9 protein-coding genes are annotated in these 12,903 nt (G+C 37.7%); 4 read left to right on the top strand and 5 right to left on the bottom strand.

The features are described from left to right. From ACXAG4_RS12540 to ACXAG4_RS12520, 5 genes are all read right to left on the bottom strand, one after another. Positions 1-957 carry a glycosyltransferase family 2 protein gene (locus ACXAG4_RS12540; RefSeq protein ID WP_475296421.1) on the bottom strand — a complete coding sequence of 319 codons (957 nt, stop codon included), beginning with the start codon at positions 955-957 and terminating at the stop codon, positions 1-3. Further along, positions 944-2,242 (bottom strand): nucleotide sugar dehydrogenase, encoded by a 1,299-nt coding sequence (locus tag ACXAG4_RS12535; RefSeq protein ID WP_475296420.1) that lies wholly within the window; start codon positions 2,240-2,242, stop codon positions 944-946. Before ACXAG4_RS12535 ends, ACXAG4_RS12540 begins: the two co-directional genes overlap by 14 nt. 12 nt (positions 2,243-2,254) lie before the next feature. Continuing rightward, positions 2,255-3,634, bottom strand: a complete 1,380-nt coding sequence (locus ACXAG4_RS12530; RefSeq protein ID WP_475296419.1) for a nucleotide sugar dehydrogenase — start codon at positions 3,632-3,634, stop codon at positions 2,255-2,257. A gap of 15 nt (positions 3,635-3,649) precedes the next feature. Further along, on the bottom strand, positions 3,650-4,633 hold the full coding sequence (locus tag ACXAG4_RS12525; RefSeq protein ID WP_475296418.1) for an SDR family oxidoreductase: 984 nt from the start codon (positions 4,631-4,633) through the stop codon (positions 3,650-3,652). 107 nt (positions 4,634-4,740) lie between these two features. Further along, a complete protein-coding gene (locus ACXAG4_RS12520; protein ID WP_475296444.1) occupies positions 4,741-5,769 on the bottom strand; it encodes an NAD-dependent epimerase in 1,029 nt (342 codons plus the stop codon). A 530-nt stretch (positions 5,770-6,299) separates the two neighbouring features. Here ACXAG4_RS12520 and ACXAG4_RS12515 point away from each other — a divergent pair. From ACXAG4_RS12515 to ACXAG4_RS12500, 4 genes are all read left to right on the top strand, one after another. Continuing rightward, positions 6,300-7,433, top strand: a complete 1,134-nt coding sequence (locus ACXAG4_RS12515) for a DegT/DnrJ/EryC1/StrS family aminotransferase (RefSeq protein WP_475296417.1) — start codon at positions 6,300-6,302, stop codon at positions 7,431-7,433. Further along, positions 7,430-9,391, top strand: a complete 1,962-nt coding sequence (locus ACXAG4_RS12510; protein WP_475296416.1) for a polysaccharide biosynthesis protein — start codon at positions 7,430-7,432, stop codon at positions 9,389-9,391. Before ACXAG4_RS12515 ends, ACXAG4_RS12510 begins: the two co-directional genes overlap by 4 nt. Before the next feature lie 89 nt (positions 9,392-9,480). Then, the gene (locus ACXAG4_RS12505; RefSeq protein WP_475296415.1) at positions 9,481-10,206 is read left to right on the top strand and encodes a polysaccharide biosynthesis/export family protein; all 726 of its coding nucleotides are present in this window, start codon (positions 9,481-9,483) and stop codon (positions 10,204-10,206) included. Positions 10,207-10,221: 15 nt separating this feature from the next. Then, positions 10,222-12,594 (top strand): GumC family protein, encoded by a 2,373-nt coding sequence (locus ACXAG4_RS12500; RefSeq protein ID WP_475296414.1) that lies wholly within the window; start codon positions 10,222-10,224, stop codon positions 12,592-12,594. The last annotated feature ends 309 nt before the right edge of the window (positions 12,595-12,903 follow it).

The following is a 12,903-nucleotide window of genomic DNA, read 5'->3' as shown; positions in this document are numbered from 1 at the left end:
TTAAAAAACAGATTTAATATTTAAAATCATACCGTATAGTTTTATAGGTAGCAATTTTATCAGCTTTACTTTTGTTTTTGTTTTAAGAGGTAACTTATAATTAGAAATTATTTTCTTTATTTGCTTTCTATATGAGAGGTCTTTATCTAAAAATTTATTTTTAAAAATTTCATCATAAGTGTTGGCTAAAAAAATTATTTGTAATTTTTCAGCTTCTTCTTTTGCTTTTATTGTAAATAAGTCACTGTACTTGTTTAAACTTAAAACGCATTCAATTGAATCTAACCTGTTTTTTGATAATTTTGACCTAATAGCACTACTATCTTCAACAAAATATGTGTACAATTTTTTATTTAAGTAACCTATTGAATCAACTTGTTTCATTACCTCCATCGTAAAAGGTATGTCTTCGTAAATTTTATTAGGTACAAAACGCAAATTTTCAAGTATACTTTTTTTATATAGTCTACGCCATACAGCAAATTTTTTGTGTTTAATGATTCTTTCTACAGCGTCTTTTTTTGATTCAATTATAAAATTTTCTTCGTAATTGACATCAAAATCATTGATTGCATCTGATTTTATCATATCACATTCAACAACTGATAACTTTTTACTAATTGAAAAATTAACAAGGATTTCTATCATTTCTTTAGAGACCCAGTCGTCACTATCAACAAAACTTATATATTCCCCTCTAGCCGCAATCAAACCACCATTTCTTGCATCACCAATGCCACTTTTTTTTTGTTTAATAAGTTTAATTCGGTTATCTTTTTTTTGTAATTCAGTGCATATTTGAAAAGTATTATCTGTTGAACCATCATCAACTAAAATGATTTCAATATTCTGATAAGTTTGATTTAAAACACTGTTAACGCATCTAACAATATACTTTTCCCTATTAAAAAAAGGAATAATAATACTTACTAAAGGGTGTGTTTTAGAGTCTACCATCAATATTCATTTTTAACACCCCTTTAACATCATATAATACCCCTTTAGGCGCTAAGAGGCGCTGGAGGTTTTGTTGTAAAAAGGCTTGGTGTGCTACGGTTAACACCACGGCATCATAAGTACCTGCTTCGCCAGCCTTAGTAGCTTCAAGGTTTTGGGTGGTTTTTAAACCGTATTCATGCATAACCTCCTCGGGGTTTGCCCAAGGGTCATAAATGGTGATGTTTGTACCATAGCTTTGTAATTGGGTAATGACATCTACCACTTTGGTGTTTCGTACATCGGGGCAGTTTTCTTTAAAGGTAATGCCCAATACCAAGATGTTGGCATTTTTAATAGTGATGTCGTTTTTAATCATCAGTTTAATGACCTCTGAGGCTACATACTGCCCCATACCGTCATTAACGCGGCGGCCTGCTAAAATAATTTCTGGGTGGTAGCCCACTTCTTGTGCTTTTTGCGCTAAATAATAAGGGTCTACACCTATACAGTGGCCACCTACCAAACCGGGTTTAAAGGGTAAAAAGTTCCATTTGGTACCTGCGGCTTCTAATACAGCATGGGTATCAATGTTCATGAGGTTAAAAATTTTAGCCAACTCATTCACAAAGGCAATGTTAATATCGCGCTGTGAATTTTCTATCACCTTAGCCGCTTCGGCTACCTTAATGGTAGGGGCTAGGTGGGTGCCTGCGGTAATAACGCTGGCATATAAGTCATTCACCTGTTGGCCAATGGCTGGTGTAGAACCGGCAGTCACTTTTAATATTTTTTCAACGGTATGTTCTTTATCACCGGGGTTGATGCGTTCTGGCGAGTAGCCTGCAAAAAAATCGGTGTTAAAACGCAAACCACTCACTTGTTCTAAAATAGGCACACATTCGTCTTCAGTAACTCCGGGGTATACGGTAGATTCATAAATAACAATATCGCCAGCTTTTAAAACCTTGCCCACGGTTTCACTAGATTTGTACAGCGGTGTTAAATCGGGGCGGTTGTTTTTATCAATGGGTGTTGGTACGGTTACAATGTAATAATTGCAGTGTTTGATAGCCTCTAGGTCTGTGGTGCAGTACAAACCGTTTTGCGCATTGGCTTGTGGTTTGATAACTGCTTGCAGCACGCTGTTGTCTACTTCTAAAGTGCTATCAACGCCTTGCATGAGTTCGTCTACACGAGCTTGGTTAATATCAAAACCTACCACTGGGTATTTGGTGGCAAATAAACGGGCGAGGGGCAAGCCTACATAGCCCAAACCTATAATGGCAATATTTGGTGTATTCATGAGTGTGTGTTGTTATTGGCCAATGGCATGGTATTCAAAACCAATGGCTTCCATAGTCTGTTTATCTAATATGTTGCGGCCATCAAAAATAAAGGCCGGTTTTTGCATGCTGTTGTAAATAGCGTCCCAATCTAAGCTTTTAAAGGCATCCCATTCCGTCATAATGGCAATGGCATGGGCCTCTTTAACCGCGTCATACGGATTTTGCAATACCGCTACGTTGTTTTGGTTCTCATCTTCGGTACGGGTGTTTAAATAATTAAGGTCGGCATATACTTTTTGTGCCGGTACCTTGGGGTCGTACACCGCTATATGCGCTTGCTCGTTCAATAAATGATCGGTGACGTAAATGGCGGCCGACTCGCGGGTATCATTGGTGTCTTTTTTAAAGGCCCAACCTAATACGGCTATTTTTTTACCCGATACAGTGTTGTATAGGGTTTTAATTAAACGATCGGCAAAACGGCGCTTTTGGTGGTCGTTCATAATGATAACCTGTTCCCAGTAATTGGCCACTTCTTGTAAGTTATACGAACGGGCAATGTATACCAGGTTTAAGATATCTTTTTGAAAACACGACCCGCCAAAGCCTACCGAGGCTTTGAGGAATTTAGGGCCTATACGCGAATCTGTACCGATGGCTTTGGCAACCTCATCTACGTTAGCACCCGTGAGCTCACAGAGTTCTGAGATGGCATTGATAGACGATACGCGTTGCGCTAAAAAGGCATTGGCCGTAAGTTTAGATAACTCTGACGACCATAAATTGGTACGTAAAATACGGTCTTGCGGCACCCAACTGGCATAAACGCTGGCCAAACTTTCAATAGCGGCCTCGTTTTCGCCGCCTATAAGCACACGATCGGGCTGTAATAAATCATCAACCGCCGTTCCTTCGGCTAAAAACTCAGGATTGGATAAAATATGAAAATTAATACCATTACCGGTATTGTGTAAAATGCTTTTAATGGCCTCGGCCGTACGTACGGGAAGGGTTGATTTTTCAACCACAATTTTATCGGTAGTAGCCACTTTGGCAATGTTACGGGCACATAGCTCAATATATTTTAAATCGGCCGCTTGCCCTTTGCCTTTACCGTAGGTTTTGGTAGGGGTGTTTACCGAGATAAAAATCATATCGGCCGCATCAATGGCTTCATCAATGGCTGTAGAAAAAAACAGGTTTTTACCACGGGTAGCGCCCACAATATCGGCCAACCCCGGTTCATACACCGGTAATTTTGTTAGGTCTGCATCATTCCAGGCCGCAATACGATCGGCATTGATGTCAACAATGGTTACCTTGATATTAGGATTTTTTTGTGCGATGACCGCCATGGTAGGCCCGCCGACGTAGCCAGCCCCAATACAACAAATGTTTTTAATAGTCATGTAATTATAGTAATATTATAAATGCTCCCAATACCAACGTACGGCGGCTTTTAAGCCTTGGCTAACGCTGTATGCGGGATTGTAATTGAGTAATGTTTTTGCTTTATCTATAGAAGCCAAAGAATGTGGAATATCGCCCGCTCTGTTATCACGGTGTTTGATGGCCACATCGGCTATTTTAGGGTCAAATTCCGACAAATAGTCTTTTAATAATGTGGTAAGTTCTAACAGTGTAGTACGCTCACCAAAGGCCACGTTATATACCTGGTTAAGAGCTGCTTGATTGGTTGTAGTGATGGCCTTAAGGTTCATTTGCACCACATTATCAATATAGGTGAAATCGCGTGAGTAGCTGCCATCACCATTAATATACGGCGATTCGTGTTTTACCAATTGTTGCACAAACTTTGGTATAACGGCTGCATAGGCCCCGTTAGGGTCTTGGCGCTTGCCAAATACATTAAAATAACGCAAGCCAATGGTATCTAGGCCATAGGTTTTGTTAAAAATATCGGCATACAACTCATTTACATATTTGGTGATGGCGTATGGCGATAGTGGTTTACCAATAGTATCTTCTACTTTAGGTAAGGCTTCATGGTCTCCATAGGTAGAAGAGCTTGCGGCATATACAAAACGCGTTACTTGAGCATCTCTAGCCGCTATAAGCATGTTTAAAAAGCCTGAAATATTCACATCATTGGTGGTTGCCGGATCGTTAATAGAACGTGGCACCGAGCCTAAAGCCGCTTGGTGTAACACAAAATCAACGCCTTTACAGGCTTGGTGGCAGTGGTTGATGTCTCTGATATCGCCCTCTATAAGGGTAAACAGGGTATTGTCTAGAAATGGCGCGATATTATGGCGTTTGCCCGTGGCAAAGTTATCTAAACAGACCGTTTTAATGTTGTTTTCTAATAAGGTTTCAATAAGGTTTGAACCGATAAAGCCAGCACCGCCTGTAACGAGTACGGTTTTATCTTGTAATGCTTGTAACATGCAATTTGGGTTTATTAATAGCTGCGCAAATATGTAAAAAAATATTAAACCAGCATACTTATTATGTTAATGATTCATTTTTTCCGACGAAATCCCCTTGTTAACCATTAGGTAACATTGTAGTGCGTTTTATACCAATTTACAAACGCTTTAACGCCTTGGTTGATGGGGGTGTGGGGTTGGTAATTATAATCGTGTATTAAATCGTCTACATTGGCCCAGGTACGCGCCACATCACCAGGTTGCATGGGTAGCATGTGTTTGATGGCGGTTTTACCTAAGTGGGTTTCAATAGCTTCTATAAAGTCTAGTAATTTTACGGCGTTGTTATTACCTATATTATAGACCTTATATAAGGTGTTGCTGTCTATTCTTGGTTTTGTGTCTTTTTCAATGATGCGTACAACACCCTCTACAATATCATCTACATAGGTGAAATCGCGGGCCATATCACCGTGGTTGAATACCTTTATGGGTTGGCCTTTAACAATGGCATCGGTAAATAAAAAGAGTGCCATATCGGGTCTGCCCCAAGGCCCATACACGGTAAAAAAGCGTAAGCCTGTGGTAGGTATTTTAAATAAATGGCTGTAGGTATGCGCCATAAGCTCGTTACTTTTTTTACTGGCGGCATATAAACTGATAGGGGTATCTACTTGTTGGTTGGTGGTAAAAGGTATTTGGGTGTTCAGCCCATACACGCTAGAGCTGCTGGCGTAGACCAGGTGTTTGATGTGATGGTGACGGCAGCATTCTAAAATATTTAAAAACCCTACAATATTAGCATCAATATAGGTTTCAGGGTTTTCAATACTGTAACGCACCCCTGCTTGAGCGGCTAAATTACAAACAATGTTTATATTATGGGTGCTAAATAGCTGGGGGAGCGCCTCCCGGTCTTCTAAATGCATGCGCACAAAGGTGAACTGCGGGTGCGCGGTGCTGCTTGTTTGTTTTAAAAACACCGAAGCATCGTTTTTAGAAATGCCTAGAGCTTCTAGACGAGCGTATTTTAAGTTGACATCGTAATAATTGTTGATATTGTCTAAACCAATAACCTGATGCCCTTTGTTTAGAAGTACTTGGCATACGTGAAAGCCTATAAAACCGGCAGCGCCTGTAACCAATATTTTCATATCTATCATGTATTGAGACCTCAAAGATGCTAAATTGTATTGAGTTATGCTGAAAAAAGCCTAAAAAATAACGTTTGTAGTATATTACCTAAGATTACATAAGGGTTTATGAAGCGCATAGACCTTATCAAAATCGACCATCCGCATAAGAATCCCTACCTATCACACCGCTTGATGTATTTAACCGAATTTAATATCGCTTTTGGCGAAATAAGTAAAAACCGTGTTTGGCAGATAAAAAGTATTACTAAATTTACACCCGGAAACAAACAAGATTGAATTGATTAATAGCAAGTTGATTTAATTGTTTAATACAGTACTTAAAAGTTCTTTTAGATTAAAAAGTCTCTCTGAGTTGATGTTTCATGCTGCAAGCACAAAGGCTTTTTAGGTATTTTATGGCAATTATTTACACCATTGATTTGATATTAACTATTTATGATTAAGAGGGAACATACCACAAACTTTAATTTTTTACTAGCCAGTGAGGGGTTACGTTTTTATGTTTTGTCTTATAAAACATATGATACATGCTAACCCAAACTAAAATATACTTATCATCTCCCCACATGGGCGGTACGGAGCGCCAATATGTGAATGAGGCTTTTGATACCAATTGGATTGCGCCTTTAGGACCTAATGTGAATGGTTTTGAAGAAGCCATACAAGCGTATTTAGGAGGTACGAAGCATGTAGCTGCCTTAAGCGCCGGTACAGCAGCTATTCATTTAGCATTGCAGTTATTAGATGTTGGTGCAGGTGACGAGGTATTATGCCAAAGTTTTACCTTTTCAGCATCAGCCAACCCTATTGTGTACCAAGGCGCCACACCTATTTTTATTGATAGTGAACGTGATACTTGGAACATGTGTCCTGAGCTTTTAGAAACTGCTATTAAAGCACGTATACAGCAAGGTAAAAAGCCTAAAGCTATTATTGCCGTGCATTTATATGGTATGCCCTACAAGGCCGAGGCCATACAAGCCACTGCGAACACCTATGATATACCCGTGATTGAAGATAGCGCCGAAGCTTTAGGGAGTACTTATAAAGGACAGGCTTGTGGTACTTTGGCTGATATGGGGGTATTATCATTTAATGGCAATAAAATTATTACCACATCGGGTGGTGGTGCGTTAATAACAAATACCCAAGCCTTGAAAGATAGGGCGGTATTTTTAGCCACCCAAGCCCGCGATGAGGCACCGCACTATCAACATTCGGCTATTGGTTACAATTACCGCATGAGTAATGTGGTAGCTGGTATTGGTAGAGGCCAAATGGAAGTACTAGACGACCGTGTTGCTGCCAGACGCCGCAATTACGACTTTTATAAACAACACTTGTCACATTTTAAAAACGTGACGTTTTTAGAGGAGCCTGCTGGTTTGTTTTCAAACCGTTGGTTAACCTGTATTTTAACCGATTCATACAGCACGCGTGAGGCCATTCGCCTTACGTTATTAGAAGACGCTATAGAATCTAGACCTTTATGGAAACCTATGCATACGCAACCCGTATTTAAAGATTGTGCGCATGTTACCAATGGTGTATCTGAAGACCTTTTTAATAGAGGCCTTTGTTTGCCTAGTGGTTCTAATTTAACCCCCAGTGATTTAGACCGTATTTTACATACTATATTAAAAACCCCCAATTTATCATGATGCAAAATTACCTCTTTAAACTATCGCAACGCTATGCCTCAAAATGGCTGGTATTTGCTATTGACCTAGCTATTGTTTTGGCTACCTTATTTGTGGCCTATGTGATACGTTTTAATTTTACGCTTAACTTTGACACCAACCAGTTTTTTGTGCAATTACCATTTTTAGCACTTGTAGCTGGTGTGAGCTTTTTATTAGTAGGCTCTTATAAAAGTGTGATTAGGCATACCGGCTTTACCGATGTGGTCAATGTATTTAAAGCCGTACTGCTTATTGCAACTATTTGTAGTGTTGGTGTGTTAACCAACAGAGCCTTTGGTATCTTGCCTAAGTTTACCATTCCGTTAACCATTATTGTCATGCATGCCTTATTAAGTTTTGTAGCCTTAGCAGGGAGTAGGTTAGCATTTAAATTAATTTACAACACCTTAAAATGCAAGTTTAAAACCTCTAAAAACATTTTAATTTATGGGGCGGGCGATTCTGGTATTGTAACCTATAACGCCTTATTAAGTGGTACCGATAAAAAGTTTAACATTATTAACTTTATTGATGATGATGCTAAAAAACGTGGTAAATTAATAAATGGTATTAGTATTGTACCCTCAAAAAATGTAGATACCCGTTTTATTAAGAAGCATGGTATTGATGAAATTATTGTAGCTGCCCAAACGATTGAACCAAGACGTATTATACGTTTGGTAGATAGTTTAACAGCTTTAGATGTAGAAGTTAAAAAAGTACCACCTATTGAAAAGTGGATTGATGGCGAGTTTAGTGCGAACCAAATTAAACAATTCCAGATTGAAGATTTATTAGGCCGTAAGCCTATAGAAATAGAAAATCCTAACTTAATTAATGAATTTAAAGGCGAAACGGTTATTGTAACGGGCGCTGCAGGTTCTATTGGTAGTGAGTTAGTAAATCAAATTTCTAATTTTGATGTGAAGCATTTAATATTGGTAGATCAAGCCGAATCTGCTTTATACGATGTACAACAAGATTTAAAACGTGCTGGTAAACACAATTTTACAGCCATTGTAGCTGATATTAGAGATGGTTTACGTATGGACAGTATTTTTCAATACTACAAACCTACTATGGTGTTTCATGCGGCGGCTTACAAGCATGTGCCTTTAATGGAAAAATCGCCTTACGAGGCTATTAAAATAAATGTAAACGGTACGAAGTTATTGGCCGATACCGCGTCTAGATATAACGTTAGAAAATTTGTGTTTGTATCTACTGATAAAGCGGTGAATCCTACCAGCGTGATGGGGGCTACCAAGCGTATGGCTGAAATGTATATTAGCTGTTTACAAAAAGAAAGTAAAACCAAGTTTATTACTACCAGATTTGGTAATGTACTAGGGTCTAACGGGTCTGTTATACCATTGTTTAAAAAGCAAATAGAACAAGGCGGACCGCTAACATTAACTCATAAAGATATTACGCGTTACTTTATGACCATACCTGAAGCCTCACAATTGGTATTAGAAGCAGGTACAATGGGTAAAGGCGGTGAGATCTTTATTTTTGATATGGGTGATTCTGTTAAGATTTTTGACCTGGCTAAAAACATGATTAAACTATCAGGCTTACATTACCCTGATGATATTGATATTAAAATTACAGGTTTACGCCCTGGTGAAAAATTATACGAAGAGTTATTGGCTAATGGTGAAAATACCTTATCTACCTACCATAAGAAAATTATGATAAGTAAAACCAGAGACCTTGACCACGCAAATGTAAAAGCACAAATAGAAGAGCTTTGTATTACCAACCGTTTTCAAAACAACAACATTGTTTTAAAAATGAAGGAGTTAATACCAGAATATAAATCAAATAACTCAGATTATGAGCGTTTTGATAAGCGTGTGCAAATTTATAAGAAAGCCAAAAGCTTAACTGAAGGCCAAAGTAACAAACCAAACAAAACCTCTAAGAGCCTTTAATAACTGGTTAAAAATTATTATTTTCCCCAAATATATTATATTGTATGATCCGCTATTTTAATAGATGCAAGCTTGTATGCCTGTGTGTTATGTTGTTAGCTCTCACATCTTGCTACACCAAAAAAGATGTGGTGTATTTTCAGAATGCTAAAAATTTTGAAACCATTGTTGATACCGATACCTTTAAAGCCAAACTTAAAATTGGCGATATTTTAAGTATTAACGTATCTACTTTAAACCTTGAAGTAACCAAACCTTATAACTTAGTAGAAGCTACAGGTGGTGATGGTGGTGGCCAGTTAATAGATTATCTTATTGATGCCGATGGTAATATTGATTACCCGGTATTAGGGAAGATTAAAATGGTAGGCCTTACGGTTGAAGAAGCCAAGGAACTTTTAAAAAAGAAATTTGAACAAGGGCAACTCCTTAAAGACCCGGTGGTTATTATGCGTATAAAAAATTACCGCGTGAGTATTTTAGGTTGGGTAAATAGCCCGGGGGTTTACCCTATAAGTGGTGAGCGTATTTCAATATTAGAAGCTATTGCCATGGCAGGCGACCTTAATATTAACGGGCAACGTAAAGATATTATGGTGATTAGAGATTTTAACGGCACCAAGACCTATACAGAAATAGATTTAACCAGTAAAGAAGTGTTTAACTCGCCGGTGTTTTACTTAACGCAAAATGATATTGTATATGTAAAACCTAATAAAGGTGGTATAAGTAGAGCGTCTGGTGATTCCCGTATTGGCGTTATATCTTCTGTAGCCGGTATTATAGTTAGTTTAGCAGTTTTACTTACCCGATAAGACAATTACTATTATATGGAACCTTTAAACCAGCACCCTAAAGGAAACGGATTTCAAAATTTTGATTTTAAAAAATTTATAAGCGGCTATACCAAGCATTGGAAATGGTTTGTACTTTCAGCACTCGTTTGTTTGGTGTTTGCCTATTTTCAAATTCGTTCTTTAGTACCACAATATACCGCCATGGCTAAAATTATGGTGTTAGATGATGGTGAAAATGAAACCGGAAAAGCAGCTATTAAAGATTTAACCATTTTTTCTGGCGATGAGGCCGCTAAAATAGATGATGAAATTCAGGTAATTAAGTCTAGAGAGTTTTTACGTAATATTGTGGATAAACTGGATTTAAACATTCAGTATTTTTCTATTGGGCGTGTTAATGATTATGAATTATACAGCAATAAGCCATTTCAAATTAATTTTATAGCATCAGATTCGTTAATTAATGAAGTGGGGTTTACCTTTTATGTAGAAGCAACATCTAACACGCATTTTAATTACAGGTTACATGAAGATGATGCCCCCAAACCACTGGCCTTTGGTGAAAAAATTGATACGCATTTTGGTGGGATGATTTTAACACCTAACACCAATATTAGTGGTTATAACAATCAAATTATTAAAGTAAACATCATTCCTGTTGAACGTATTGCGCAAGGTTTAAAAGGCCGTATAGGGGTGTACCCCAGTGGGGAATCGTCTAAAGTATTAAATATTACAATGGACGACCCTGTGGAGAAAAAAGCCATTGATATTATAGGGACGCTTATTGATGAATACGATACCTCGTCTATTAATAAAAAACGCCGACAAGCGATTAACACGGCTAACTTTATTAATGAGCGTGTACAATCTATTGCATCTGATCTTGAAAACGTAGATGATAGTATTGTAGGGTTTAAATCGCGTAACCGTATTGCAGATATGGCCAGTTCATCGGAACAGGCGTTTAGCTCTAGTGTGCAAAATGAAGAAATGATTCAAAGTGCTAAAACCCAGCTGAGTTTGTTAGATTATATGGGCGGTGCTTTGGGTGATAATCCTTATGAAAGCATTCCGTCTAACATAGGTGGTGGTGATGCCGCTATTAACAATATGGCGTCACGCTACAACGAGTTGTTAGCGCAACGCAGTAATTATTTAAAGAGTGCTGGCGAGAATAATGCCGTGGTGGTAGAATTAGATAATACGCTTGGGCAAATACGCGGTAACCTTTTGCAAAGTATTAACAATACCAAACAAACCTTAAACATACAATTAGGCGCTTTACAAAATAGTTCACGTAAAATAAATTCAAAATTATACTCTGCACCTAACCAAGAGCGTACCTTACGTTCTATACAACGTAAGCAGGGTATTATAGAATCGATGTACATTTTTCTTTTAGAAAAACGTGAGGAAGCCCATATATCTATTTCATCGATTTCACCAAAAATAAAAGTGGTTGAAAGCCCTTATAGCTTGGGTAGTTTTATAGCGCCACAGCCTACAGTGCTTATTTTTGGGGCTTTATTTTTAGGTTTGTTTATACCGTTTGGTGTTATTTACGTGAAAGATTTATTAGATACTAAAATTCATAGTAAAGAAGACTTGCAACAGGAAATTCCTAATATTACGGTACTGGGTGAAATACCAAATTTTGGCAATAAGGCCAATGGTTTGGTAACCAAGCACGACCGTTCTATTATGTCTGAATCGTTTAGAATTATACGTACCAACCTTGACTTCATCGCGCGCGGTAGACAAGTAAAAACGCATAACAATGTGATTTTTGTAACCTCTACTATTAGTGGCGAAGGAAAATCGTTTGTGAGTTTAAACTTGGCATTAACAATGGCCAATGCAGGTAAACGCGTGTTGTTACTTGGGGCTGATATACGAAACCCACAAATTTATAAAGCTATTAAACGCCGTGTAGATACGGAAGAAGCTGATATTGGTTTAACAGATTATTTAGTAGATGATACCTTAGGTATTCAAGATGCTGTAAACCCGTATGATATTAATGACGTGTCTATTGATATTATGCTATCTGGTAAAATACCACCAAACCCTGCAGAGTTATTGATGAGTGACCGCATGAAAGTATTATTTGATACTGTTTCTGAACAGTACGATTATGTTATTGTAGATACAGCTCCTGCCATGTTAGTCACAGATACATTATTAATAAGCCAATATGCGGGTCATACCATATATGTAACCCGAGCAGGCTATACCGAAAAGCGCATTTTAAACTTTGCCAAAGAATTACATACCGATAAGAAATTAAACGGTATGATGCTTGTGGTGAATGATGTACAAGAATCTAACTATGGTTACGGTGGTAATTATGGGTATTATGCAGCACCCCAAAAGAAACGTTGGTTTAAAAAAGGGAAGGCTTAAAAACGACATATTTTAATATAAAAAACGTCTGTGATATTATAATTACAGACGTTTTTTTTTGTTTGTGATATGGCATGATGATATCAACGTATGAGTGTGTTTATAGCGTTTGGTTTTTGATACAATGCCTTGTGCCCAAAATTACGCGAGCTGATGTGATAAGAATTTGAAAAGTGTTGTTTAACTGTGTTTGTAATGATGTCGTTTTTCGCTGTTTTTATATGGTTTAATTTATATCTTTTTTCAGCTTTTCAGGTTGTTGTCGGCTATCAAAAATAGTAATGATTTCAACTTCATTTTTAGGGAAAT

This window comes from Seonamhaeicola sp. ABD4_175, assembly GCF_056160885.1.
This window is presented reverse-complemented; position numbering and strand designations above follow the sequence as displayed.